We start from the raw sequence: 25,875 nt of genomic DNA on the forward strand, positions 1-25,875 counted from the left end.
CCGCACGCGTGATGGACGGCAAGGCGACGTTGGCGGAGCTGCTCGAGGACCTGCGGGGCCGAGTCGAGAAGCTGACCGCCGCCGGGGTGACCCCCGGGCTGGGCACGGTGCTGGTCGGTGACGACCCCGGATCGCACGCCTACGTGCGCGGCAAGCACCGCGACTGCGCCAAGGTCGGCATGACCTCGCTGCAGCGCGAGCTCCCCGCCGACGCGAGCCAGGCCCAGGTCGAGGACACGATCGACGAGCTGAACGCCGACCCGACCTGCACGGGCTTCATCGTGCAGCTCCCGCTGCCGGACGGCCTCGACGCCGGCGCCACGCTGGAGCGGGTCGACCCGGGCAAGGACGCCGACGGCCTGCACCCGACCAACCTGGGCCGCCTGGTCCTCGGCGAGCCGGGACCGCTGCCGTGCACCCCGCGCGGCATCGTCGAGCTGTGCCGCCGGTTCGGTGTCGAGCTGAACGGGGCGCGGGTCGTCGTCGTGGGTCGTGGCGTGACCGTCGGCCGCCCGCTGGGGCTGCTGCTGACCCGCCGCTCGGAGAACGCGACCGTCACCCTGTGCCACACCGGCACCCGGGACCTGACGGCGCACCTGCGGGAGGCCGACGTCGTCGTCGCGGCGGCGGGGCGGGCCGGGCTCATCACGGCCGACCAGATCAGGCCGGGCGCCGCGGTGCTGGACGTCGGCGTCACCCGTACCGACCTGGGCCTGGTCGGCGACGTGGCGCCCGAGGTCGCCGAGGTCGCCGGGCTGCTGGCGCCGATGCCGGGTGGCGTGGGACCGATGACCCGCGGGATGCTGCTGACGAACGTCGTCGAGGCAGCCGAGCGCAGCCTGTCGGCGTGACGGGCGGCGGCAGGGGGCGGTGATGGTGACGACCCGCTCCGGGCACGGCCTGCGGGCCCGGCTGCGGGCGCACTGGCCGCTGCTCGTCGTCCTCGGTGTGTCGCTGGTCGGGCTGCAGCGGGTGGTCACCGAGCACTGGCGCGAGGGGTCCGCGGCGCTGGCGGTGGCGATGCTGGTCGCCGCGGGCCTGCGGGTGGCGCTGCCGCCGGACCGGGTCGGGCTGCTCGCGATCCGCGGCCGCTACGCCGACGCGCTGGTGTACGGCGGGTTCGGCGTCGTCGTCCTGCTGCTGGCGCTGACGATCACCCAGGGCTCGCTGACCATCAGCTGAGTGGTCAGCTGCGGGAGCCGCCGGTCGTCTCCGGGCCCGCCGGGCGCCGGGTCGGGGGCCTGCGCGGGCCGGCGGGACGCTTGCTCCCCGGACGCCCGGGGCCGGTGCTGGTCGCGCGCACGACCCGGCCCGGCCGGGCGGGGAGATCCCCGGTCGGTGCGCTGCGGGACGGCCTGATAATGATCATCGCTAACGAGATTCTACCGGTGGGTACACCCGCTCCGGGACGGGGGTTGCTCCGGACGAGTTGCGTGATGTCGCCCACGGTGGCCCCGCTGATCACCCGTTGATCGCAACGAAGATCGATCCGCCACCCGGTCGGCGGCGCCCGGTCCGGCGGCACCCCACGGACGGAGGTGGTCCCCGCCACCGTCCGCGAGCATGATCGCCGCCATGACCGACCGCAGCGGCCACATCGTCGACACCCTCGTGACCGCCTTCGACGACCTGATGGCGGCCGACCCGTCGGCGTTCCGGACCAAGTTCCGGAAGATGGCCGCCGACCCGTTCGCGTTCTACCGGGGCAGCGCCTGCCTGTTCTACGACGACGTCGCCCGCCGCGAGGACCCCTGGGTCGACGACCGCACCGGCCGGGTCTGGATCCAGGGCGACCTGCACGCCGAGAACTTCGGCACCTACATGGACGGCGACGGCGTGCTCGTCTTCGACGTCAACGACTTCGACGAGGCCTACCTCGGCCACTGGACCTGGGACGTCACCCGGTTCGCGGCCAGCCTGTGCCTGCTCGGCTGGCGCAAGGCGCTGTCGGACCGGTCGCTGTCCGAGCTCGTCGAGCGCTACTGCCGCAGCTACCTGGCCCAGGTGCGGCACTTCGCCGACCGCGACGACGACGCGTTCTCCCTGCGCCTGGACACCACCGACGGCCCGGTGCACCAGGTCCTGCAGACCGCGCGCACCCGGACCCGGGTCGGGCTGCTCGACGCGATCACCGAGACCGAGGGCTTCGACCGGATCCTGCGTGCCGGCCCCGGTGTCCGCACCCTCGACGACGACGAGAAGGCCGCGGTCACCGCCGCGTTCGAGGTCTACGTGGCCACGATCCCGGAGTCCCGGCGTCACCGCGGCGTCGCCTACACCGTCAAGGACGTCGCCGGGCGTTCCGGTGTGGGCATCGGCAGCGCCGGGCTGCCGACGTACACGGTGCTGGTCGAGGGGCTGAACCAGGCGCTGGACAACGACATCGTCGTGTCGATGAAGCAGGGCAACGTGGCCGCGCCGTCGCGGGTGGTCACCGACGAGCGGGTGGCCGCGGCGTTCCGCCACCACGGGCACCGGACGGCGGTGTCGCAGCGCGCGCTGCAGGCGCACGCCGACCCGATGCTGGGCTGGACCGAGCTCGGTGGCGTCGGGTTCGTCGTCGCCGAGGTCTCGCCCTACGAGGCGGACCTGGACTGGTCGGAGCTGACCGAGCCCGACGAGATCGCGCCGGTCGTCGCGGACCTGGGCCGGGCCACGGCGAAGATCCACTGCGTGGCCGACGCCGACGCCGACCACGCACTCGTCGACTTCCGGGTCGAGGAGGCGGTCGCGGCGCGCACCGCGGGCGCGGAGGACGCGTTCGTCGAGTGGGTCGTGGAGTTCGCCCACGACTACGCCCGGACCGTGCGCGCGGACCACGCACTGTTCGTGGAGGCGTTCCGCTCCGGGCGCATCCCCGGCGTCAGCTCGGCCTGACACGACGACGGCCCGCCCTCCCGGCAGCGGGAGGACGGGCCGTCGGCGGTGGGGCTACTTGCCGGCGAAGGCGTCGATCGCCGCGTTGAACGTGGCGCTCGGCCGCATGACCGCGTCGGTCTTCGCGCGGTCGACGTAGTAGTAGCCGCCCAGGTCGACCGGGTCGCCCTGGACCGCGTTCAGCTCACCGACGACCGTGTCCTCGGCGGCGGCGAGCTTCTCGGCGAGCGGGGCGAAGATCGCGGCCAGCTCGGTGTCCTCGGTCTGCGCGGCGAGGGCCTGCGCCCAGTACAGCGCGATGTAGAAGTGGCTGCCGCGGTTGTCGAGCTCCCCGACCTTGCGCGACGGCGACTTCCCGTTCTCCAGCAGCTTGCCGGTGGCCTCGTCGAGGGTCTGGCCGAGCAGCTTGGCCCGCAGCGGCTCCTCGGTCTTCGACGCCAGCATCTCCAGCGAGACGGCCAGCGCGAGGAACTCACCGAGGGAGTCCCACCGCAGGTGGTTCTCCTTCTGCAGCTGCTGCACGTGCTTCGGCGCGGACCCGCCGGCGCCGGTCTCGAACAGGCCGCCGCCGTTCATCAGCGGGACGATCGACAGCATCTTCGCCGACGTGCCCAGCTCCATGATCGGGAACAGGTCGGTGAGGTAGTCGCGCAGCACGTTGCCGGTGACCGAGATGGTGTCCTCGCCCTTGCGGGCCCGCTCCAGGGTGTAGCGGGTGGCCTCGGCGACCGCGAGGATCTCGATGGTCAGGCCGTCGGTGTCGTGCTCGCCCAGGTACTTCTCGACCTTCGCGATCAGCTGCGCGTCGTGGGCGCGCGCCGAGTCCAGCCAGAAGACGGCGGGGGAGCCGGTGGCCCGGGCTCGCTCGACGGCCAGCCCGACCCAGTTGCGGATCGGGGCGTCCTTGGTCTGGCAGCCGCGCCAGATGTCGCCCTCGCCGACCTCGTGCGAGAGCTTCTCCTCGCCCGACGCCGCGTCGACGACGCGCACGGTGCCCGCCGAGGCGATCTCGAAGGTCTTGTCGTGGCTGCCGTACTCCTCGGCCTTCTGCGCCATCAGGCCGACGTTCGGGACGGTGCCCATCGTCGTCGGGTCGAAGGCGCCGTTGGCCTGGCAGTGCTTGACGGTCTCGTCGTAGAGCGGGGCGTAGGACGAGTCCGGGATGACGAACTTGGTGTCCTGCAGCGCGTCGTCGGCGTTCCACATCTGGCCGGAGGTGCGGATCGCGGCCGGCATCGAGGCGTCGATGATGACGTCGCTGGGGACGTGCAGGTTGGTGATCCCGCGCGCGGAGTCGACCTGGGCCAGCGCCGGGCCGGTCTCGTAGGCGGCGGTGATGGCCTTCTCGACGGCGTCGCGCTTGTCGGCGGGCAGCTTCTCCAGCGCGGTCAGGATCGAGGCGAGACCGTCGTCGGGGTCGGCGCCCACGGAGGCGAGGTCGTCGGCGAAGGAGGCGAACACGTCGGCGAAGTAGGCGCGGACGGCGTGGCCGAAGATGATCGGGTCGGAGACCTTCATCATCGTGGCCTTGAGGTGCACCGAGAACAGGACGCCCTTGGCCTTGGCGTCGGCGACCTGCTCGGCGAGGAAGGCCTGCAGCGGCTCGCGACGCATGACGGCGCCGTCGAACACCTCGCCGTCCAGCAGCGCGACCTTCTCCTTCAGCACCGTGACGGTGCCGTCGGCGGCGACGTGCTCGATGCGGACCGCGCCGTCACCGGCGGCGGTGAACGAGGTCTCGGAGTGGCGGAAGTCGCCGTCGTCCATGGTGGCGACGTGGCTGGTGGAGTCGGAGCTCCACGCGCCCATCGAGTGCGGGTGCTTGCGGGCGAAGTTCTTCACCGACAGCGGGGCGCGGCGGTCGGAGTTGCCCTCGCGCAGCACCGGGTTGACCGCGGAGCCCTTGACCGAGTCGTAGGCGGCGCGGGCGGCCTTCTCCTCGTCGCTCTGCGGGTTCTCCGGGTAGTCCGGTACGTCGTAGCCGGCGCCCTGGAGCTCGGTGATCGCCGCCTTGAGCTGCGGGATCGACGCCGAGATGTTCGGCAGCTTGATGATGTTGGCGTCCGGGGTCTTCGCCAGCTCGCCCAGCTCGGACAGCGAGTCCGGGACGCGCTGGGCGTCGGTCAGCCGGTCCGGGAACTTCGCCAGGATGCGGGCGGCCAGGGAGATGTCGCGGGTCTCCACGTCGACCCCGGCCTGGCCGGCGAAGGCCTCGATGACCGGCAGGAAGGAGTGGGTCGCCAGTGCCGGCGCCTCGTCGGTGTACGTGTAGATGAGCTTCATCGCGTCCTCAGGCCTGCCTCGGCTCGTCGTGTGTGCTGCCGTGTCCAGCGAGCGGGCCGCGACGGCGCCGGCGGACGGGCCCGGGACGACCGGGCGGGTCCCCGGCGCGGCGACCCGCTGACTGGGCCACACGCTATCTGTTCACCGCCCCCGCACGCCCGCAGGAGTAACCGGCCCGACACCCCCGTGATGGTCGAGCCCACGGCCGCGGACCGGCTACCGTGGTCGCGGCAGCGCTCGGCGGGAGGGGAACGACGGTGGCGAAGGTCTTCGGGCTCACCCGGAAGTCGCTCCTGAGGGGCTGGCCGCTGGTCGGGCTCATCGGTGTCGGCCTGACGGTCGTCGCACTCGCCTACGGCGGTGTCACCGGGAACCTGGAGACCACCGGGTGCCGTGTCGTCGTGCAGGGCGAGCAGGTGACGGTGCGCTCGGCGCCCGGCAACTCGGCGGCGCCGGTCCGCACGCTCCCGGTCGGGACCGAGGTCGCGGCCGAGACGATCGTCGACGGCGGCTTCCGCAAGCTCACCGAGCAGAACCAGTGGGTGCCGGTGGACTCGGTCGCCGCGACCTCGGGCAGCCGGTGCTGAACCCGTCGCGCAGCGTGATCAGGGGTGCGGCACAGTAGGCGGTGTGAACGCGCTCGCCACGGTCAACGTCAACGGGGTCCGTGCCGCCGCCACCAAGGGGCTGCTGGAGTGGCTGGCCGCGACCGACGCGCGGGCGGTCTGCCTGCAGGAGGTCCGGGCCCGGCCCGACGAGCTGCCGGCCGCCTTCCTGGCCGCGCTCGACGAGGGCGGCTGGCACCTGCGCCTGGCCCCGTCGCTGACGGCGAAGGGCCGCAACGGCGTCGCCGTGCTGAGCCGCGACGAGCCCGAGGCGGTCCGGATCGGCTTCGGCGACCCCACCACCGACCTCGACGGCCGCTACCTCGAGGTGGACCTGCCCGGCGGGCTCACCGTCGCCTCGCTGTACCTGCCCAAGGGCATGGCGGGCACCGAGAAGCAGGACCACAAGGACGCGTTCTGCGCGGCCTTCGGTGACCACCTGCGCACCGCGTTCGACCGGTGCGCCGCGACCGGGCGGCAGATGGTCGTCGGCGGGGACTGGAACATCGCCCCCACCGAGCTGGACCTGCGCAACTGGCGCGGGAACCGGCGCAACTCCGGGTTCCTGCCGCACGAGCGGGAGTGGTTCGCGAAGCTGCTCGAGCACGGCTGGCGCGACGTGGTGCGCGAGCGGCACCCGGGCGTCGACGGGCCGTACTCGTGGTGGAGCTACCGCGGGCGGGCCTTCGACAACGACACCGGGTGGCGGATCGACCACCTGCTCACCACGCCCGGGCTCGCGGACGCCGCGCACGAGGCCGTGGTGGACCGGGCGCCCGCGCACGACCGGCGCTTCTCCGACCACGCCCCCGTCGTCGTCCGGCTGGGGGCCGTGTGATCGCCGGCCGGATGGTCGGCGGCCGCTACCTGCTGCTCGACGAGCTGGGCCGGCGCGGTTTCGGGCCCACCCACCGTGCCGAGGACCGCATCACCGGCCGCACCGTCGCCGTCACCGAGATCGCGCTGCCCGCGGTCGCGGGGGTCCGGGAGCGGCTGCTCACCGAGGTCCGGGCGGCCGGACGGCTGCGCCACCCGTCGGTCGTCGGGGTGCTGGACCTGGTCACCGACCGGTCCTCGGCCGGGGACATGCGCGAGTACCTGGTCACCGAGCACCCGGAGGCGCGACCGCTGGGTGCGGTCGTCGAGACGGCGCCGCCCTCTCCCCGGCAGGTCGCGCTCGTCGGCCGGGACGTGCTGGCCGCGCTGCGCGCGGTGCACGCCGACGGCGGCACCCACGGCGGCCTCGACGCCGACGCGGTGCTGGTCACCGCCGACGGCCGCGCCCTGCTCACCGACGTCGGCCTCGCCCGCGCGGTCGGTCCGCGCCCCGGCGGGAACGGTGCGCCCGCCGCCCCCGAGGGCGCCGACACCCCGGCCGCGGACCTGTGGTGCCTGGGTGCCGTCCTGCGCGAGGCGGCGGACCCGCGCCTGTCGGCGGGCAGCGCGCTCGCGACGGTCCTGGACGGCCTCACCGCCGACGACCCGGCCGAGCGCCCGACCCACGACCGGGCCGCCGAGCTGTTCGAACGCGGCGCCCGGCCCCGGTCCCCGGGCGGGGACCTCGGCCGCAACCGCTGGATCCTGCTGGGCGTGGCCGGGGTGCTGGCCGTGGTCGTCGTCGTGCTGCTGGTCCTCGCCGTCCTCTGAGCACTCCCGGCGGCGGAAACCCGGCGGCGCCCGCGACGCGGCGGGGGCAGGATGGGCCGGGTGAGCCGGAGCGTCGAACACCCAGCCGACCACCCCCGCGTCGCCGCCGTGAAGGAGGCGTTGCGCCGGGCCGGTGCCGATCCCGCGTCGATCGCGGGCCTGGTGCTGCTGCCCGACGCGGTGACCACCGCGGCCGCGGCGGCCGCCGCGCTGGAGGTGGAGGTCGGCCAGATCGCGAACTCGCTGGTCTTCGACGCCGACGGCGCCCCGCTGCTCGTGCTCACCTCCGGCGCGCACCGGGTCGACACCGACAGGGTCGCCGCCCTGGTCGGCGCGCAGCGGGTCGGGCGGGCGTCCAAGGAGCTCGTGCTGGAGGCGACCGGGCAGGTCATCGGTGGGGTCGCCCCGGTCGGGCACCCGGCGCCGGTGCGCACCCTGGTCGACGTCGCCCTGGGGGAGTTCGACCGGGTCTGGGCGGCCGGCGGGGTGGCCCGCTCGGTGTTCCCGACGACCTTCGACGAGCTCGTCGCCGTCACCGGCGGGACGCCCGCCGAGGTCGCCTGAGCCGTATTCCCGCACCGGCCGTGATCCATCGCCGGGAAACGGACGGTCGCTGCGATGATCCGCGAAACCTAGTGTGGGTGGCATGGCCGATACTCCTGCCGCACCCGTCCCGGCCGAGGCCGTACCGCCGGTCCCTCTCCCGACCCCCGCACCCGCCGAACCGGTGCCCTCGGACTCGGCGTTCCGCCGGGCCCTGCGCCGGGTCCGGGACGGGGCCACCCTCGACGTCACCGAGGCCGCCGTCCTGCTCGCCGCCCGCGGTGAGCACCTCGACGAGCTGCTCGGCCACGCCGGCCGGGTCCGCGACGCCGGACTCGTCGAGGAGGGCCGCCCGGGCGTCGTCACCTACTCCCGCAACGTCTTCATCCCGCTGACCCGGCTCTGCCGCGACCGCTGCCACTACTGCACGTTCGCGACCGTCCCGCACAAGCTCGACGACATGTTCCTGGAGCGCGACGAGGTCGTCGAGATCGCCCGCCAGGGCGCCGCGCAGGGCTGCAAGGAGGCCCTGTTCACCCTCGGCGACCGCCCCGAGGACCGCTGGCCGCAGGCCCGCGAGTGGCTCGAGGCGCGCGGCTACGACTCCACCCTCGACTACGTCCGGGCCTGCGCGATCGCCGTCCTGGAGGAGACCGGGTTGCTGCCGCACCTCAACCCGGGCGTCATGAGCTGGGAGGAGCTGACCCGGCTCAAGCCGGTCGCGGCCAGCATGGGGATGATGCTGGAGACGACGTCGCAGCGGCTGTTCGAGAAGGGCGGCCCGCACTTCGGCAGCCCCGACAAGGAGCCCGCGGTCCGGCTGCGCGCCCTCACCGACGCCGGCCGCGTCGGCGTCCCGTTCACCACCGGCATCCTGATCGGCATCGGCGAGAACCGCACCGAGCGGGCCGAGTCGCTGTTCGCGATCCGCTCCGCCGCCCGCGCGCACGGGCACGTGCAGGAGGTGATCGTCCAGAACTTCCGGGCGAAGCCGGACACCGCGATGGCAGGCGACCCCGACGCCGACCTGCACGACCTGGCCGCGGCGATCGCCGTCGCCCGGCTGGTGCTGGGCCCGAAGGTGCGGCTGCAGGCGCCGCCGAACCTCGTCGGCGACGAGCAGGCGCTGATGCTGCGCGCCGGGATCGACGACTGGGGCGGTGTCTCCCCGGTGACGGTGGACCACGTGTCCCCGGAGATGCCGTGGCCCGCCGTCGACGAGCTGGCCGCGATCACCGAGGCCGAGGGCTTCACGTTGCAGGAGCGCCTCACCGCCTACCCGAAGTACGTGCGGGCCGGGTCGCCGTGGATCGACGCGCGGCTGCACGGCCACGTCGCCGCGCTGTCCGGGCCCGACGGGCTCGCCCGGCCCGACGCCGTCGTGGAGGGGCGGGCGTGGCAGGAGCCCGACGGCGGGTTCGCCTCGACCGGGCGCACCGACCTGAACTCCACGATCGACACGACCGGGCGCACCGAGGACCGGCGCAGCGACTTCGGCGACGTCTACGGCGACTGGGACGAGGTGGCCGCCGAGCTGGAGCACCAGCGCGCCGGGCACGGGGCGGCCCCCGAGCGGCTCGACTCCGACGTCCGGGCCGGGCTGGACCTGGCCGCGTCCGACCCGGCGGCGCTGCTCGACCCGGCGCACGCCGACGCCGCGATGGCCGTGCTGACCGCCGACGGGCCCGCGCTGCGCACCCTGCTCGACCTCGCCGACGACGTGCGCAGGCAGGTCAACGGGGACGACGTCACCTACGTGGTCAACCGGAACATCAACTTCTCGAACGTCTGCTACGTCGGCTGCCGGTTCTGCGCCTTCGCCCAGCGCGAGCGCGACGCCGACGCCTTCCGGCTCTCGCTCGACGAGGTCGCCCAGCGCGCCGCGGAGGCCGCCCGCGACGGCGCCACCGAGGTCTGCGTGCAGGGCGGCATCGACCCGCAGCTGCCGGTGTCGTTCTACGCCGACCTGGTCCGCGCGGTCACCGCCGCCGTGCCGGGGATGCACGTGCACGCGTTCTCCCCGATGGAGATCGTCTCCGCGGCGGCCAAGGCCGGGGTGTCGATCCGGGAGTGGCTGACCGAGCTGAAGGCTGCCGGGCTCGGCTCGATCCCGGGCACCGCCGCCGAGATCCTCGACGACGAGGTCCGCTGGGTGCTGACCAAGGGCAAGCTGCCGGCGTCGCAGTGGATCGAGGTCGTCTCGACCGCGCACGAGCTGGGGATCCCCAGCAGCTCGACGATGATGTACGGCCACGTCGACGAGCCCCGGCACTGGCTCGGCCACCTGCGCACGCTGGCGTCGATCCAGGACCGCACCGGTGGGTTCACGGAGTTCGTGCCGCTGCCGTTCGTGCACCACAACGCCCCGATCTACCTGGCCGGGATCGCCCGGCCGGGGCCGACCGAGCGCGACAACCGGGCGGTGCACGCGTTCGCCCGGCTCGCGCTGCACGGGCGGATCGACCACGTCCAGTGCTCCTGGGTGAAGCTCGGCGACGACCTCGCCGCGGACATCCTGGCCGGGGGCGCCGACGACATGGGCGGCACGCTGATGGAGGAGACGATCTCCCGGATGGCCGGCTCGGAGAACGGCTCCGAGCGCTCGGTCGCCGAGCTCACCGCGATCGCCGCGGCCGCCGGTCGCCCGGTCCGGCAGCGGACGACGACCTACCGCGGCGAGCCCCGCGTGCTCACCCCGGCGTCGGGCACCGGGCCGCGGATGCTGCCGCTGACCCCGGCCTGATCCCGGCCGGTCCCGCGCCGCCCCGGGCCGCGCGGGACCGGCCCGGCCGCCGATCGGCCTACGGTGGCGGTATGGGTGTACTCGGAGAGATGTTCCCGCGGAAGCGGATGCACGAGGACTCGGACGCCGCGCAGGGCGGGCAGCAGTGGCGGCTGGGCCCGATCGACCTCGACAAGGGCGTGGTGACGGTCGAGGCCGCGCCGCAGCCCGAGGACCCGGCGCAGGAGGAGGACCGGGAGAACGGGTGAGGTACTGACCGGGACGACGCCCCGCGGCTGCCGCAGCCCCCTCACCGCGCTGTCGCAGGACGTCCGCCCCGGCCGGTGGGCCGACCCCCCGATCCGGCCCACCCCGCCGCCGGCCACGCGCTGGCGCGGCTTCGATCGGCAGAGTGAGGCCAACGGTACGATCTTGAGCAGTCCGGGGTCAAGGGAGGCGAGCGGGTGCGGCCGCAGGAGCTGGGCGCCGTCGGGCGCGGTCTCGGCCTGCTCGCCGACACCTGGACGCTGCTGATCCTGCAGCGCGCGTTCCTCGGCGTCAGCCGGTACGCGGGGTGGCGGGAGACCCTCAACATCTCCGACGCGACGTTGTCGGCGCGGCTGCGCGGGCTCGTCGACGCGGGTCTGCTCGAGCCCCGCAGCTACGCCGACGGTGGCCGCGAGCGCCGCGGCTACGCCCTCACCGAGCGCGGTGGCGACATCTGGAAGCTGCTGATCTGCACCTGGGACTGGGAGAAGACCTGGGTCCCGCGGGAGGTCCCGCTCCCCGAGATCGTGCACCGCGACTGCGGCCGCCCCACCCGGGTGCGGGTGTGCTGCGCGGCCTGCGGCGGCGCGGTCGGTCCGCGGGACACCGAGGTCGAGCGCGAGCCCGGGGCGCCGGGGCTGGACCTGCTGGCCCGCAGGCACCCGCGGCGTACCCGCGGCACGCTGCCCGTCGACCCGCTCTCGTTCCTGCCCGGTGCGATGGAGATCATCGGCGACCGGTGGGGTGCCACCGTCCTCGGCGCCGCGCTCGCCGGGATCCGGGCGTTCACCAGCTTCGCCCACGAGCTGGGGATCTCCCCGGAGGTGCTGTCGGACCGGCTGCGCCGCTTCGTCGCGCTCGGGGTGCTCAGCCGCAGCGGCGACGGCGAGTACCGCCTCACCGACAAGGGGCGGGCCAGCTTCCCGATCCACGCCTGCCTGGTCGAGTGGTCGCACCGCTGGTGCGGCGGGGACGGCGCCCCGATCGACCTCACGATCCGCCACCGGGCCTGCGGGCAGCCGCTCTGCGTGCGGCTGGACTGCGAGCAGTGCGGGCGGGCGTTCGCCCGGGACTCGGTGTCCCCGGTGCGCCCGAGATGACGGACGGTAGGGAACGATGGCGGGCATGAACGACGCCCACCGTCCCCGCGTGCTGTCCGGGATCCAGCCCACGGCCGACTCGTTCCACCTCGGCAACTACCTGGGTGCGCTGCGGCAGTGGGTGGCCCTGCAGGACGACCACGAGGCGTTCTACTGCGTCGTGGACCTGCACGCGATCACGGTGGAGCACGACCCGGCCGAGCTGGCCCGGCGTACCCGGGTCGCGGCCGCGCAGCTGCTCGGGCTGGGGCTCGACCCGGACCGCTGCACGCTGTTCGTGCAGTCGCACGTCCCGGAGCACGCGCGGCTGTCCTGGATCCTGGAGTGCATCACCGGCTTCGGCGAGGCCGGCCGGATGACCCAGTTCAAGGACAAGTCCGCCAAGCAGGGCACCGACCGGGCGACGGTCGGGCTGTTCACGTACCCGATCCTGCAGGCCGCGGACATCCTGCTCTACCAGGCCGACCGCGTCCCGGTCGGCGAGGACCAGCGCCAGCACCTGGAGCTGACCCGCAACCTCGCGCAGCGGTTCAACCACCGCTTCGGTGAGACGTTCCGGGTGCCCGAGCCGCACATCCCGCAGGCCACGGCGAAGATCTACGACCTGCAGGACCCGACGGCGAAGATGAGCAAGTCGGCGTCGTCGCCCAGCGGGATCGTGGAGCTGCTCGACCCGCCGCGGACCTCGGCGAAGAAGATCCGTTCCGCGGTGACCGACAACGAGCGCGAGATCCGCTTCGACCCGGAGAACAAGCCGGGCATCGCGAACCTGCTCACCATCAACGCGGCGATGACCGACCGGAAGGTCGCCGAGGTCGAGGCCGAGTACGTCGGCCGCGGCTACGGCGACCTGAAGAAGGACCTCGGCGAGATCGTCGCCGCGTTCGCGGAGCCGTTCGCGGAGAAGGTGAACGGCTACCTGGCCGACCCGGCCGAGCTCGACCGGGTGCTCGCGCGCGGTGCCACCCGTGCGCGTGAGGTCTCCGGCGCGACACTGGCGGCGGTTCACGAGAGGATCGGGTTCCTCCCGCCCGCCTGAGCCGCGCGCCCGGGGCGGGGAGTACCACCGAACCGGGGGAATGATGGCCGAGAACCGCGCCGCCACGATCGCGCACCGGCTGGAGACCGACGAGGAGGAGACCGAGACCTTCCTCGACCGCCAGCGGGAGAAGCATCCCTGGCTGGACCATCTGGTCCGGGCGGGGGAGCGCTACACCGAGAACCACGGCGACCACTACGCCGCGGCGATCACCTACTTCTCCATCCTCGCGCTGGTGCCGCTGCTGATGGTCGGGTTCGCGATCGCCGGGTTCGTGCTCCGGGGGAACCCGGAGCTGGTCGACTCGCTCCGGGACTCCATCTCCTCGGCCGCGCCCGGCGGGCTCGGTGACACGCTCGGCCAGGTCGTGGACACCGCGGTGAACCGGGCCGGCGCGATCGGCCTGATCGGTCTGGTCGGCGCCCTCTACTCCGGCATCGGCTGGATGAGCAACCTCCGCGAGGCGCTGACCGAGCAGTGGGGCCAGCGCGACGACGCCCCGCCGATGATCAAGCGGCTGGCGTTCGACCTGCTCGCCCTGCTCGGGCTCGGGCTGGCCCTCGTGCTGTCGTTCGCGATCTCCTCGATCGGCGGCGCGGCCGGGAGGTACCTGCTCGACCTGGTCGGCCTCGGCGAGGCGACGTGGGCACGCGTGCTGCTGAGCATCGCCTCGTTCCTGCTCGTGCTCGCCGGCAACTGGCTGGTGTTCCTCTGGGTGATCGCCCGGCTGCCGCGCGAGCCCGTGTCCCTGCGCAGCGCCGTCAAGGCCGCGCTGATCGGCGCGGTCGGGTTCGCGATCCTGCAGCGGGTGATGGTGTTCTACCTGGGCAGTTTCGGCGACTCGCCGGTCGGTCAGGCGTTCGGCCCGATCCTCGGTCTGCTGGTCTTCATCTTCTTCACCTCGCGGTTCCTGCTGTTCGTGACGGCCTGGGCCGCGAGCGCCGAGGAGAACGACCTGGGCTACCGCGACCTGCCCGCCCCGGCGATCATCCGTCCGCAGTACGTCGTCCGGGACGGGCCGGGCGCGCTCGCGTCGGCGGGCCTGGTCACCGCGGGTCTGATCGGCGGGGCACTCGGCCTGCGGGCCCTGGGGCGCCGGCGGCGCTGACCGTCCGGTCCCTGGCGTACGCGTTCGGACAGGTGTGCGCGCGGTCCGGGGCTGCCGCGCTGCGGCGAGGTGCCGGCGGCTCGTGGGCACCGGGGGTACCCGCGACGCCGTCCCGCCCCGATCTCGAAGGGCCTGATCCCGACGAGTTCGCTTACCCGGTAAGCGGATTCGCAGGAGGGTGTGGCCCGGCCTGCGGGCGCGGGGGTGAGCCGGTGCCGTCCCGGCCGGTTCTCCCGGTACAGGCCCCGACGAACTCGTTCGCCCGGTGAACGGTCTCGCGGACCCGAGCTCCGGGGACGTGATCCCGGCGAATTCGCTTACCCGGTAAGCGGATTCGCAGAATGGTGCACCCCGGCCCTCGGGCACCGGGGCGAGCCGGCGCCGATTCGGCCGGGTCCCGGGAGAGGCCCCGACGACTCGTTCACCCGGTGGGCGATTCCGCGGGAGGAGAGTTCCGGGGTGCGGGGCGCCGGGACGGTCCCGGGCGTCTGCCGCGGGTCAACGACGCCGGCGCAGCCGCGCGGCCACCAGGGCCCCGACGCCGGCGAGCGCGGCGACCCCGCCGACCAGCACCGCGGCGGGGACCGGCGGAGCACCCGCGGCATCCGGGGTGCCGGTCGCCGTCGCCCCGTCGGTGCTCCCCGTCGCCCCGTCCGCGTCTCCGGACGCCGCCGCGCCGCCTGCGTTGTCCGCGCCGCCTGCCCCGCCGGCGGGGGCCGCGGCGCCGGGGGGCGTGTCCGAGCCGTCGGCGGACCCGGTGGTGCCCGGCTCGACCAGCGTCCCGATCCCGGTGGCCTGGGCGCCGAAGCCCCAGTCCAGCAGTGCGCGGGCCTGGTCGACCATCAGCACCGGCCGGGGCTCGCCGCGCACGATGGCGACGACCAGCCGTCGCCCGTCGCGCTCCATCGCGCCGACGAAGGTGTGCCGGGCGGCGTCGGTGAACCCGTTCTTGCCGCCGAGGAAGCCGGGGGCGCCGAGGAGCCGGTCGTCGTTGCCGAGCAGGAAGCCGGGCTTGTCGGCGAACCCGGGGAACGGGATGCTCCGGGTGGTCAGCGCGGCCGCGATCCGCGGGCGCTCCAGTGCGGCGCGCAGCAGCAGGCCCAGGTCGTAGGCCGAGGCGGACATCCCCGGGCCGTCGAGGCCGGCGGGCGTCGCGGGGCGGGTGTCCAGGGCACCGAGGCGGCGGGCCTCGTCGCGCATGGCGGCCAGCGTCGCGGGGACCCCGCCGAGCTCGCGGGCCAGGGCGTTCGCGGCGTCGTTGCCCGAGGACAGCAGCAGCCCGTGCAGCAGCTGGTCGACCGTGTAGCGCCCACCGGGACCGATCCCGGCCCGGCTGCCGTCGACGTTCGCGTCCTCGGCGGTGCCCACGACCACCCGGTCCATCGGCAGCCGCTCGTCGACGACCAGCGCGAGCAACAGCTTGATCGTCGACGCCGGACGCTGCCGCGCGTGCGGGGCCCGGGCGGCGAGGACCGCACCCGAGTCCAGGTCGGCGACGACGTACGACGCGACCCCGACCGGCGGGGGCGGCACCGGCCCGGCGTGGGTGTCACCGCAGCCGCCGAGCCCGCCGACCGGTGGCGACGGCACCGGCAGCGGGGCGACCGGCACCGTCTCCTCCCGCGCGGGCGGGCCGGGCGGGACCTCCTGCCCCGGGCACCCCGCGGCGGCCGCGACCGGAGCGGCGGGGGCGGCCGGAGCGGCGGAGGCGACCGGAGCGGTACCCGCCGCCCCGACCAGCGCGAGCGCCACGACGACGGGAACGAGCAGCCGGGCGGCGGGTCGGCGCGGGGAGCCCGGGCCGGCGGGGGTCGTCACCGTTGCAGCATGACCCACCGCCCGGCGGAACGGGCCGCCCGCTCCGGGCCCGGCACCACGGACCGCGGCACGGTCAGCGCTCGACGATCTCCTTGACCCGGTCCAGGCTGCGCTCCAGCCCGTCGCGCATCAGGGTCTCGCGGTCCCGGCCCAGGATCCCGCTGCGCTGCAGCAGCCGTACCGGCAGCGCCGCCTCGCCGGTCTTCTCCCGCCAGGCGACGACGGTCGTCGCCCCGTCGCCGGCCGGCTCCAGGATCCAGCCCCAGGCGGTGCGCGACTCGGTCACGACGAAGGTGAACCGGCGGGCCGGCTCGCACTCGGTGACCCGGCAGTGCGTCGACCAGCGGATCCGGCCGTGCCGGTTGCCCCCGGTGAACCTCGCGCCCACGGCGGGCCCGGTCGCGTCGCCGCGCCACCGTCCCCCGGTGGCCTCCGGGCTCCACTCACCGGCCCGGGTGATGTCCGAGACCAGCTCCCACACCCGCTCCGGTGGGGCCTGCACCGTACGTTCCGCGCGATCCATCGATCCTCCTCCGACGACTGCCGTCACCTCCCGGTACAAGATCGTCCGGGTGCGCGGACGGTACCGTCCGTCAACCGCTCGACGATTCCGCGTCACGGCCCTGTTTCGACTTCTGCCAAAACCGTTGTCCAGCGGTTACCGTCCCGTCCGGACATGCGCCGCCGAGCGGTGGCGCCGGAGGGGGAGGTCACCTCGTGCGGATCAACCAGCGCATCGGAGGCAGGGGCCGGTACGCGACCGCGATCGCGCTCGTGGCCGCGGCGGCACTCACGCTCGCGGGCTGTGCCCGCGACACCGGCGGGGGCGGCGGCGCCCAGACCGGGGAGTGCGAGCGCGTCGCGCCGCCGTCGGTCCCGGCCGCGTCGGCCCAGCCGGCGCCGGAGGCCCCGAAGGCGGACGCGAGCCGGCTCAAGGTCGGGCTGGCCTACGACATCGGCGGCCGTGGCGACGCCTCGTTCAACGACGCGGCGGCCGCCGGCCTCGACCGCGCCGTCGCCGAGCTGGGGCTGCAGAAGGCCAACACACGCGAGGCGACCGCCCAGGCGGGGGAGAGCGAGGACGCGGGCACCAACCGCCTGCGCCAGCTCGCCCAGGGCGGGTTCAACCCGATCGTCGCGGTCGGCTTCAACTACGCCACCGGCGTGAAGACCGTCGCGACCGAGTTCCCGAACATCCAGTTCGCCATCGTCGACGACGACACGGTCGACCTGCCCAACGTCAAGCCGCTGGTCTTCGCCGAGGAGCAGGGCTCGTTCCTGGTCGGCGCCGCGGCCGCGCTGAAGACCTCGACCTGCAAGGTCGGGTTCATCGGCGGCGTCGACAACCCGCTGATCCAGAAGTTCGACGCCGGCTACGAGCAGGGCGCCAAGGCCGTCGCGCCGCAGATCGACGTCGAGTCGGCCTACATCTCCCCGGCCGGCGACTTCACCGGCTTCAACGACGCCACCCGCGCCACCGAGATCGCGTCCGGCCAGTACGACGGCGGCGCCGACATCGCCTTCGCCGCGGCGGGCCAGTCGAACCAGGGTGTCTTCGCGGCCGCGCAGACCGCGCAGAAGAAGGCCATCGGCGTCGACTCCGACCAGTACAACTCGCCGCAGCTCACCCAGGTCCGCGACACGATCATGACGTCGATGATCAAGCGGGTCGACGTGGCGGTCTACGAGTACATCAACGCGGTCGCGGGCAACACCGTCGCGAAGCTCCCGGCGCGGTTCGACCTCGCCAACAACGGTGTCGGCTACTCCACCTCCGGTGGCCAGGTCGACGACATCGTCCCGCAGCTCGAGGCGTACAAGGCCGCGATCATCGCCGGACAGATCGACGTCAAGTCCACGAAGTGACCGACGAGCGCCACGCGGTCGAACTGCGCGGGATCACCAAGCGGTTCCCCGGCGTCGTCGCGAACGACGGCGTGGACCTCACCGTCACCCACGGTGAGGTCCACGCCCTCTGCGGCGAGAACGGGGCCGGCAAGTCGACCCTGATGAAGATCCTCTACGGGATGCAGACGCCCGACGAGGGCACGATCGTCGTCGACGGGGCGGACACGCACTTCCGCAGCCCCGCCGACGCCATCGCCGCGGGGATCGGGATGGTCCACCAGCACTTCATGCTGGCCGACAACCTGACCGTCGCGGAGAACGTGCTGCTCGGCGCCGAGCGCCTGCACGGCATCGGGAAGGCGGCCCGGGCGCGGATCACCGAGCTGTCCGCGACCGTCGGGCTCGCCGCCCGGCAGGACGCGCTCGTCGAGCACCTCGGCGTCGCCGACCGGCAGCGCATCGAGATCCTCAAGGTGCTCTACCGCGGCGCCCGCACGGTGATCCTCGACGAGCCGACCGCGGTGCTGGTCCCGCAGGAGGTCGACGAGCTGTTCGCGACCGTGCGCACGATGCAGGGCGACGGGTACACGTTCCTGTTCATCTCGCACAAGCTCGACGAGGTCCGCGCCGTCGCCGACCGGATCACCGTGATCCGCCGCGGCCGCACGGTCGGCACCGCGGACCCGCGGACCGTCACCAACCGCGAGCTGGCGGAGATGATGGTCGGCTCGGAGCTGCCCTCGCCGGAGACCCGCGAGTCGACCGTGACCGACCGCGAGGTGCTGCGCGTCGAGGGCCTCGGGCTGGCGAGCCCGGACGGCGGCCGCGACCTGCTCGACGGCGTCGACCTCGTCGTGCACGCCGGTGAGGTGCTGGGCATCGCCGGCGTCGAGGGCAACGGCCAGACCGAGCTCGTCGAGACGGTCATGGGGATGCGCAGGCACGCCCGTGGCCGGGTGCTGCTGAACGGCACCGACATCTCGGCGACGTCGACGATGGCCCGCCGCGAGGCCGGCATCGGCTACGTCCCCGAGGACCGGTCCCGCCACGCCCTGCTCGGCGAGCAGCCGCTGTGGGCGAACCGGATCCTCGGGTTCCAGTCCCGGCCGCCGATCGCCCGGCGCGGGCTGCTGGACACCGCCGCGGCGCGCACCGACACCGAGCGGATCGTGCGCGACTTCGACGTCCGCACCCCCGGCATCGACGTCATGGCCGCCGCGCTGTCCGGCGGCAACCAGCAGAAGCTCGTCGTCGGGCGGGAGCTGTCCGGCGACCCGGTGCTGCTCATCGCGGCCCACCCGACCCGCGGCGTCGACGTCGGCGCGCAGGCCGGCATCTGGGCCGAGCTGCGCCGCGCCCGCGCCGCCGGGCTCGCGGTGCTGCTGGTCTCGGCCGACCTCGACGAGCTGATCGGCCTGTCCGACACCCTCGCCGTCATCTCCGGCGGGCGGCTGGTCGGCACCGCCGATCCCGCGACCGTGACCCCCGAGGAGCTGGGTACCAAGATGACCGGAGCCGCCACGTGAGCCGGCTGCGGGGCGCCGTCGTCGCGCCCGTCCTGGCGATCGCGGTCGCCGCCCTGCTCTGCGGGGTCGCGCTGGTGATCAGCGGGGCGTCGCCGTGGACGGCGGTCACCACGATCCTCGCGCAGGTCGGGTCGGGCACGGTCGTCGTGGACACCGTGAACTCCGCCGCCGTCTACTACCTCGCCGCGCTGGCCGTCGCGATCGGCTTCCAGATGCGGCTGTTCAACATCGGCGTCGAGGGCCAGTTCCGGGTCGCCGCCTGCGTCGCCGCGATCGTCGGCGGGACGGTGGCGCTCCCGCCGGTCCTGCACACCGTGCTGATCATGGTGGTGGCGCTGCTGACCGGCGCCGCCTGGGTCGCGATCCCGGCGCTGCTCAAGGCCTACCGCGGTGTCTCCGAGGTCATCTCGACGATCATGCTGAACGCGATCGCCACCGGGCTGATCGCCTACCTGATCCGCGCCGAGACCTTCGGCGAGCTGCGCGGCAACAACATCACCACCCCGCCGATCCCCGAGTCGGGCTGGTTCCCCGGGATCCCGGTGGGCAACGGCGCGATCTTCGGGATGGTGTTCGTCGCGGCCGCGCTGGGCATCGGCTACTGGTTCCTGCTCGGACGCACCCGGTTCGGCTTCGAGCTGCGCGCCTCCGGCGAGTCGGCGACGGCCGCCGCGACCGGCGGGGTGAACGCGCGCCGCACGATCGTCGTCGCGCTGCTGCTCTCCGGTGCGGTCGCCGGGCTGGTCGGGCTGCCCGAGCTGCTCGGGCGCGACCACGCCTACACGCTGTCCTCGCCGCAGGGCTATGGCTTCACCGGCATCGCGATCGCGCTGCTGGGCCGCAACCACCCCGTCGGCATCGCGCTGGGCGCGCTGCTGTGGGCGTTCCTGGACAAGTCCGCGGTGGCGCTCGACGTCGTCGGCATCCCGCGGGAGATCGTGCTGATCATGCAGGGCCTGATCGTGCTGTCGGTGGTCGTCGCCTACGAGGTCGTCCGCCGGGTCGAGCGCCGGGCCGAGCAACGGCGGGTCGCCGCGGCGGCCCCCGCACCGCAACCCGCGGAGGTGTCGTCGTGACCGCGGTGCTGGACCGTGCGCGGACCCTGCCCGGCTGGGCCCGGTCGGCGCTGATCGCAGCCGCGCTCGTCGCCGTCCTGTCGGTCACGGTGACGCTGACCGGCCAGACCCAGCTGACCTCCGGCGGCACCGCGTCCGCCGCGGTGCGGCTGGGGCTGCCGATCCTGCTCGCCGGCCTGGGCGGCCTCTGGGCCGAACGCGCCGGGATCATCAACATCGGCCTCGAGGGCATGATGGTGCTCGGCACCTGGGGCGCGGCCTGGGCCGGCTACCAGTGGGGGCCGTGGGCGGCGATGCTCGGCGGGCTGGTGTTCGGCGCGCTCGGCGGGCTGCTGCACGCCGTCGCGACGGTGACGTTCAACGTCAACCACATCGTCTCCGGCGTCGCGATCACCCTGCTCGGGACGGGACTGACGAAGTACCTGGCGACGCTGGTGTTCACCCCGGTCTCGCAGAACCCGCGCCAGTCCCCGCGGCTGGAGGGCTTCACCGAGTTCTCGATCCCCGGGGTCTCCGAGGGCCTCGCGGCGCTGGAGGCCCAGCAACGCGTGTTCGTCTCCGACCTCGCCGGGCTGCTGTCCGGGCTGGTCACCGGCCTGACGCCGATCCTGGTCATCGGGGTCGCGCTGGTCCCGGTGAGCTACCTCGTGCTGTGGCGGACGGCGTTCGGGCTGCGGCTGCGCAGCGCGGGCGAGTCGCCGGTCGCGGCGGAGTCGCTCGGCGTGAACGTGGTGCTGCACAAGTACGTCGCGGTCACGATCTCCGGCGCGCTGGCCGGGCTCGGCGGCGCGGCCCTGGTGCTCAACCCCGGCCAGCTCGGCTACCTGGAGAACCAGGTCGGCGGCCGCGGGTACATCGGCCTCGCCGCGATGATCTTCGGCAACTGGCGGCCCGCCGGGCTGCTCGTCGGCTCGGCGCTGTTCGGCTACGTCGACGGCCTGCAGCTGCGCGCCGGCGGTGAGGCGGTGCACGCGCTGCTCTACGGCGCGACGCTGGTCGCGGTCGTCGTCGCGGTGCTGTGGGCGATCCGCCGGATGTGGACCGCCGCCGCCGTCGCGCTCGTCGCGGGGCTGCTGGTGTACGCGGTCTACTGGTCGGTCGACACCGTGCCCAGCGAGTTCGCCTCCTACGCCCCGCAGCTGGTCACGCTGATCGTGCTCGCGGCGGCCTCGCAACGACTACGACCACCGGCCCGGCTCGGCGAGCCGTACCGGCGCGGGGAGGGACGCTAGATGGCAGGCGGGGGACCGTCCGGAGCGGGCGCGGACATGATGCGGCCCGACGCACCCGTCCCGGACTGGGACGCCCTGCGGGCCGCCGCGGTGCAGGCCGCGGCCTGGGCGTACGCGCCGTACTCCCGGCTGCACGTCGGCGCGGCCGCACTCGTCGACGACGGGCGGGTGGTCACCGGCTGCAACGTCGAGAACGCCTCCTACGGCCTCGGCGTCTGCGCCGAGGTGACCCTCGCCGGCCAGCTGCGCCTCTCCGGCGGCGGACGGCTGCTCGCGGTCGCCTGCCGCTCCGGCGACGGCGACCTGCTCATGCCGTGCGGCCGCTGCCGCCAGGTGCTCCACGAGTTCGGCGGCGCCGCCCTGCTCTGCGACACCCCGCGCGGGGTGCTGCCGTTCACCGAGGTGCTGCCCGACGCGTTCGGCCCGGAGGACCTCCCGTGAGCTTCTCCGCGGTCGAGGTCATCGCGGCCAAGCGCGACTGCCGCACGCTGTCGAAGGCCCAGATCGACTGGGTGGTCGACGCCTACACCCGCGGCGAGGTCGCCGACGAGCAGATGGCCGCGCTGGCCATGGCGATCCTGCTCAACGGCATGGAGCCCGGCGAGATCGCGCACTGGACCCAGGCGATGATCGACTCCGGCGAGGTCCTCGACTTCGGCGACGTCGGACGCCCGCTGGTCGACAAGCACTCCACCGGCGGCGTCGGGGACAAGATCACGCTGCCGCTGGCGCCGCTCGTCGCGGCCTGCGGGGCGGCGGTGCCGCAGCTGTCCGGGCGCGGGCTCGGCCACACCGGCGGCACCCTGGACAAGCTGGAGGCCATCCCCGGCTGGCGCGCCTCGCTGACCACCGAGGAGATCACCGCGCAGCTGCGCGAGGTCGGCGCGGTCGTCTGCGCGACGACGCCCACGCTCGCCCCCGCCGACAAGCGGCTCTACGCGCTGCGCGACGTCACCGGCACCGTCGAGTCCGTCCCGCTGATCGCCAGCTCGATCATGAGCAAGAAGCTCGCCGAGGGCACCGGCGGGTTGGTCCTCGACGTGAAGGTCGGGTCCGGCGCGTTCATGAAGACCCTGCCGCGCGCCGGGGAGCTCGCCGACGCGATGACCGCGATCGGTGCCGCCCACGGCCTCCCGACCACCGCGCTGCTCACCGACATGTCCCGCCCGCTGGGCCGCTGCGTCGGCAACGCCCTGGAGGTCGCCGAGTCGGTCGAGGTGCTGCGTGGCGGGGGACCGGCCGACCTGGTGTCGCTCACCGTCGCGCTGGCCACGGAGATGCTCGCCCTCGCCGGTCTGCCCGACGCCGACCCGGCGGCGGTGCTCGCCTCCGGCGCCGCGTACGACGTGTGGGAGCGGATGATCGCCGCGCAGGGCGGGGACCCGTCCGCGCCGCTGCCGGTGGCCACGCACGTCGAGACGGTCGTCGCCGAGCGGTCCGGGATCTTCGCCGGGGCCGACGCGCTCGCCGTCGGTACCGCGGCCTGGAAGCTCGGAGCCGGGCGCGCCCGCAAGGAGGACCCGGTGCAGGCCGGGGCCGGGGTCCGGCTGCTGGCCGCCCCGGGCGACGAGGTCCGCGCCGGTGCGCCGCTGGCCGAGCTGCACACCGACGACGCCGACCGGCTCCCCGCGGCCCGGCGGCTGCTCGCCGGGGCGGCGCTGCTGATCACCGCGGACCCGCCGCCCGAGCGGGACCTCGTCCTCGACGTCCGCCGGGGCGGCTGACCGCCCCCGGCCGGGGCAGCGCGCGGCCCCGAACGGCGGCAGGTGCCCGACGGGACGTGACGGATCTTCCTGCGTCCGCGTGTCGCATTCGCGACGAAACGTAACTCTCGGTGTATCCGTCCGTTACGCACAGTGTGAACCGTTCGCCGGCGACGATGCCGTCCCCCAGCCACGTCCCCGTGTCACCGGACCCCGCGGGGGTGACGGCGGGCCCCGACGTCTGGACCGCGGCCGAGGCGAGCGAGGACTTCCGCGAGCTCCGCGCGCGCCTGCTGCGCTTCGTGCTGCCGGCGACCGCGGGCTTCCTGGGCTGGCTGTTCCTGTTCGTGGGGCTCAGCGCCTGGGCGCCCGGGCTGCTCGGCACCCGGGTGCTCGGCGACCTCACGCTGGTGCTGGTGCTGGCCATCGGGCAGTTCGTCTCGACGTTCGCGATCACCGCGCTGTACGTCCGGTACGCAGGCCGCCGCCTTGACCCGCTCGCCGACGAGATCCGTGAGCGTCTCGAGCGGGGCCACCGGTGACCGCCGCCGTCGCGGCCGCGTCCCCGGCCCCCGGGGACCCGCTGCTCAACATCCTGGTGTTCTCGTCGTTCATCCTCCTGGCCTTCGTCCTGGTGCTGCGGGTGCGGCGGCGCTCGTCGGCGGCCCGGGACTACTACACCGCGGGCAGCGGCTTCACCGGTCCGGAGAACGGCCTGGCCCTGTCCGGGGACTTCCTGTCGGCCGCGACGTTCCTCGGCATCGTCGGCGCGGTCGCCGTCGCCGGTCCCGACGGGTTCCTCTACGCCGTCGTCGCCTTCGTCGCCTGGCTGGTGGCGCTGTTCTTCGTCGCCGAGATGCTGCGCAACACCGGTCGCTACACGATGGCTGACGTCCTCAGCTACCGGTTGCGGCAGCGCCCGGTGCGCGCGGCCGCCGCGACCTCGGCGGTGGCGATCTCCACGCTCTACCTGCTCGGTCAGCTCGCGGGCGCGGGCGGCCTGCTCGCGCTGCTGCTCAACATCACCGACCGTGCCGGGCAGTCCGCGGTGATCGCCGGGGTCGGGGCCGTGGTCGTCGGGTACGTGCTGATCGGCGGGATGAGCGGCGCGACCTGGATCCAGATCGTGAAGGCGGTCCTGCTGCTGGCGACCGGGATGATCATGGCCGCCTTCGTGCTCGGCACGACCGGTATGAGCCTGCCCGCGCTGCTGACCGCGGCCGTCGCGAACCACCCGCGCGGCGAGGCGGTCCTGTCCCCGGGGCTGCTGTACGGCGGTGGCCTGACGGCCAACCTCGACCTGCTGTCACTGGCCGTCGGCGGTGTCCTCGGTGTGGCCGGGCTGCCGCACATCCTCATGCGCTTCTACACCGTCCCCGACGCCCGGCAGGCCCGGAAGTCGGTCGTGTGGGCGATCTGGCTGATCGGCGCGTTCTTCCTGCTGGTGCTGGCGCTCGGGTACGGCGCCACCGCGCTGGTCGGGCCGGAGGCGATCCTCGCCGCGCCCGGCGGGGTGAACTCGGCGGCGCCGCTGCTGGCACTGCAGATCGGCGGGCCGGTGATGCTGGCGCTGGTCTCGGCGGTGGCCTTCGCGACGATCCTCGCGGTCGTCGCCGGTCTGATGATCACCGCCGCGGCCGCGTTCGCCCACGACGTGTACGCCCAGCTGCTGCGCCGCGGCCAGGCCACCGCGGCCGAGGAGGTCCGGGTCGCCCGGCTGACCACCGTCGTCATCGGGCTCGTCGGCATCGCCGGGGGAATCCTGGCCAACGGCCAGAACATCGCGTTCCTGGCCGCGCTGACCTTCGCGATGGCCGCCTCGGCGAACCTGCCGACGCTGCTGTACTCGCTGTTCTGGAAGGGGTTCACCACGACCGGTGCCCTGTGGAGCATGTACGGCGGCCTCACCGTCACGCTGACGCTCATCGTGTTCTCGCCCGCGGTGTCCGGTGCGCCGACGGCGATGCTGCCCGACCTCGACTTCGCGTGGTTCCCGCTGGCGAACCCAGGCCTGGTGTCGGTCCCGGCGGGCTTCCTGCTCGGCTACCTCGGCTCGGTGCTGGGCCGCGAACGCCCCGACGCCGCCGGGCACGCGCAGATGTCGGTCCGGGCGCTGACCGGGGCAGGACTGCAGCGTGCGGTTCCCGAGGACCCGCCGGCGCCGCTCCCCGCCGGCCACAGCGCCCACCCGGCTCCCGCCGGTCACGGCGTCGCCCCGGTCCCCGCCGGCCACGGCGTCCACCCGGCCTCCGCCGGTCACGGTGCCCACCCGCGCCCCGACGGTCCTGCGGGCCACCCCGGCCCGGCCGGTCCCGCGGCGTACCGGGGCCCGGCCGGTCCCGCGCCGCACCGGCGTCCGGACGGTGGGGTGGCCCGTACCGCCCGGCCGGACGGTGCCGCCGCACCTCTCCGCACGGGACGGCCCCACGGCGGGCCGTCGCGCGACGCCCGGCCCGGCGGCCACCCGGCGGGCCCGTACCG

General features: G+C 74.2%; 22 protein-coding genes and 1 pseudogene. 20 read left to right on the forward strand and 3 right to left on the reverse strand.

Annotation, left to right across the window (positions count from 1 at the left end; genetic code table 11):
- Positions 1 to 11 precede the first annotated feature (11 nt).
- The 3 genes from KPL57_RS00150 to KPL57_RS00160 all read left to right on the forward strand — a co-directional run bounded on the left by KPL57_RS00150 (position 12) and on the right by KPL57_RS00160 (position 2,877).
- Positions 12 to 851, forward strand: coding sequence for a bifunctional methylenetetrahydrofolate dehydrogenase/methenyltetrahydrofolate cyclohydrolase (locus KPL57_RS00150; protein WP_264197586.1), 840 nt, complete (start codon positions 12 to 14; stop codon positions 849 to 851).
- 22 nt (positions 852 to 873) lie between these two features.
- On the forward strand, positions 874 to 1,182 hold the full coding sequence (locus tag KPL57_RS00155) for a DUF3017 domain-containing protein (RefSeq protein WP_226349891.1): 309 nt from the start codon (positions 874 to 876) through the stop codon (positions 1,180 to 1,182).
- A 381-nt stretch (positions 1,183 to 1,563) separates the two neighbouring features.
- Entirely contained in the window at positions 1,564 to 2,877 is a 1,314-nt protein-coding gene (locus KPL57_RS00160; protein ID WP_226349892.1) for a DUF2252 domain-containing protein, read from the forward strand.
- Between the two features lie 54 nt (positions 2,878 to 2,931).
- On the opposite strand, the gene KPL57_RS00165 is transcribed toward KPL57_RS00160, so the two are convergent.
- Complete coding sequence (locus KPL57_RS00165; protein WP_226349893.1) at positions 2,932 to 5,160, reverse strand: NADP-dependent isocitrate dehydrogenase; 2,229 nt, start codon at positions 5,158 to 5,160, stop codon at positions 2,932 to 2,934.
- Between the two features lie 257 nt (positions 5,161 to 5,417).
- Between KPL57_RS00165 and KPL57_RS00170 the strand changes: the two genes are divergently transcribed.
- The 9 genes from KPL57_RS00170 (at position 5,418) to yhjD (ending at position 14,191) form a co-directional block, all read left to right on the forward strand.
- The gene (locus KPL57_RS00170) at positions 5,418 to 5,747 is read left to right on the forward strand and encodes a hypothetical protein (RefSeq protein WP_062397696.1); all 330 of its coding nucleotides are present in this window, start codon (positions 5,418 to 5,420) and stop codon (positions 5,745 to 5,747) included.
- Positions 5,748 to 5,790: 43 nt separating this feature from the next.
- Positions 5,791 to 6,603, forward strand: coding sequence for an exodeoxyribonuclease III (locus tag KPL57_RS00175; protein WP_226349894.1), 813 nt, complete (start codon positions 5,791 to 5,793; stop codon positions 6,601 to 6,603).
- Positions 6,600 to 7,412, forward strand: a complete 813-nt coding sequence (locus KPL57_RS00180) for a protein kinase (protein ID WP_226349895.1) — start codon at positions 6,600 to 6,602, stop codon at positions 7,410 to 7,412. Before KPL57_RS00175 ends, KPL57_RS00180 begins: the two co-directional genes overlap by 4 nt.
- Before the next feature lie 60 nt (positions 7,413 to 7,472).
- Entirely contained in the window at positions 7,473 to 7,976 is a 504-nt protein-coding gene (locus KPL57_RS00185) for a YbaK/EbsC family protein (protein ID WP_373324028.1), read from the forward strand.
- Between the two features lie 82 nt (positions 7,977 to 8,058).
- The gene (locus tag KPL57_RS00190) at positions 8,059 to 10,698 is read left to right on the forward strand and encodes a bifunctional FO biosynthesis protein CofGH (protein WP_226349896.1); all 2,640 of its coding nucleotides are present in this window, start codon (positions 8,059 to 8,061) and stop codon (positions 10,696 to 10,698) included.
- A gap of 71 nt (positions 10,699 to 10,769) precedes the next feature.
- The gene (locus KPL57_RS00195; protein WP_226349897.1) at positions 10,770 to 10,946 is read left to right on the forward strand and encodes a hypothetical protein; all 177 of its coding nucleotides are present in this window, start codon (positions 10,770 to 10,772) and stop codon (positions 10,944 to 10,946) included.
- Between the two features lie 195 nt (positions 10,947 to 11,141).
- Entirely contained in the window at positions 11,142 to 12,044 is a 903-nt protein-coding gene (locus KPL57_RS00200) for a helix-turn-helix domain-containing protein (protein ID WP_226349898.1), read from the forward strand.
- Between the two features lie 25 nt (positions 12,045 to 12,069).
- Positions 12,070 to 13,083: a tryptophan--tRNA ligase gene (trpS, locus tag KPL57_RS00205; RefSeq protein ID WP_062397676.1), complete on the forward strand. Its 1,014-nt coding sequence runs from the start codon at positions 12,070 to 12,072 to the stop codon at positions 13,081 to 13,083.
- Positions 13,084 to 13,126: 43 nt separating this feature from the next.
- On the forward strand, positions 13,127 to 14,191 hold the full coding sequence (yhjD, locus tag KPL57_RS00210; RefSeq protein ID WP_226350612.1) for an inner membrane protein YhjD: 1,065 nt from the start codon (positions 13,127 to 13,129) through the stop codon (positions 14,189 to 14,191).
- A gap of 498 nt (positions 14,192 to 14,689) precedes the next feature.
- On the opposite strand, the gene KPL57_RS00215 is transcribed toward yhjD, so the two are convergent.
- Together KPL57_RS00215 and KPL57_RS00220 are read right to left on the reverse strand one after the other, a co-directional pair.
- Entirely contained in the window at positions 14,690 to 16,009 is a 1,320-nt protein-coding gene (locus tag KPL57_RS00215; protein WP_226349899.1) for a D-alanyl-D-alanine carboxypeptidase family protein, read from the reverse strand.
- A gap of 73 nt (positions 16,010 to 16,082) precedes the next feature.
- The gene (locus tag KPL57_RS00220) at positions 16,083 to 16,532 is read right to left on the reverse strand and encodes an SRPBCC family protein (RefSeq protein WP_224401466.1); all 450 of its coding nucleotides are present in this window, start codon (positions 16,530 to 16,532) and stop codon (positions 16,083 to 16,085) included.
- 194 nt (positions 16,533 to 16,726) lie between these two features.
- On the opposite strand from KPL57_RS00220, the gene KPL57_RS00225 reads away from it, so the two are divergent.
- From KPL57_RS00225 to KPL57_RS00260, 8 genes and pseudogenes are all read left to right on the forward strand, one after another.
- Positions 16,727 to 17,875, forward strand: a complete 1,149-nt coding sequence (locus tag KPL57_RS00225) for a BMP family protein (RefSeq protein WP_226349900.1) — start codon at positions 16,727 to 16,729, stop codon at positions 17,873 to 17,875.
- Positions 17,872 to 19,383 carry an ABC transporter ATP-binding protein gene (locus KPL57_RS00230; RefSeq protein WP_226349901.1) on the forward strand — a complete coding sequence of 504 codons (1,512 nt, stop codon included), beginning with the start codon at positions 17,872 to 17,874 and terminating at the stop codon, positions 19,381 to 19,383. Before KPL57_RS00225 ends, KPL57_RS00230 begins: the two co-directional genes overlap by 4 nt.
- Positions 19,380 to 20,459 carry an ABC transporter permease gene (locus KPL57_RS00235; RefSeq protein WP_062397669.1) on the forward strand — a complete coding sequence of 360 codons (1,080 nt, stop codon included), beginning with the start codon at positions 19,380 to 19,382 and terminating at the stop codon, positions 20,457 to 20,459. The genes KPL57_RS00230 and KPL57_RS00235 overlap by 4 nt, the downstream gene beginning before the upstream one ends.
- On the forward strand, positions 20,456 to 21,691 hold the full coding sequence (locus KPL57_RS00240) for an ABC transporter permease (RefSeq protein WP_226349902.1): 1,236 nt from the start codon (positions 20,456 to 20,458) through the stop codon (positions 21,689 to 21,691). Before KPL57_RS00235 ends, KPL57_RS00240 begins: the two co-directional genes overlap by 4 nt.
- Positions 21,692 to 21,730: 39 nt before the next feature.
- Positions 21,731 to 22,132, forward strand: a complete 402-nt coding sequence (locus KPL57_RS00245) for a cytidine deaminase (protein WP_062403743.1) — start codon at positions 21,731 to 21,733, stop codon at positions 22,130 to 22,132.
- On the forward strand, positions 22,129 to 23,415 hold the full coding sequence (locus KPL57_RS00250; RefSeq protein ID WP_226349903.1) for a thymidine phosphorylase: 1,287 nt from the start codon (positions 22,129 to 22,131) through the stop codon (positions 23,413 to 23,415). Before KPL57_RS00245 ends, KPL57_RS00250 begins: the two co-directional genes overlap by 4 nt.
- A 179-nt stretch (positions 23,416 to 23,594) precedes the next feature.
- Complete coding sequence (locus tag KPL57_RS00255; protein WP_226349904.1) at positions 23,595 to 23,936, forward strand: DUF485 domain-containing protein; 342 nt, start codon at positions 23,595 to 23,597, stop codon at positions 23,934 to 23,936.
- Positions 23,933 to 25,537, forward strand: a pseudogene (locus tag KPL57_RS00260) (cation acetate symporter); the annotation flags it as partial. The gene KPL57_RS00255 and the pseudogene KPL57_RS00260, both read left to right, overlap by 4 nt.
- Between the last annotated feature and the right edge of the window lie 338 nt (positions 25,538 to 25,875).

The sequence above is a fragment of the Pseudonocardia sp. ICBG601 genome (assembly GCF_020496245.1).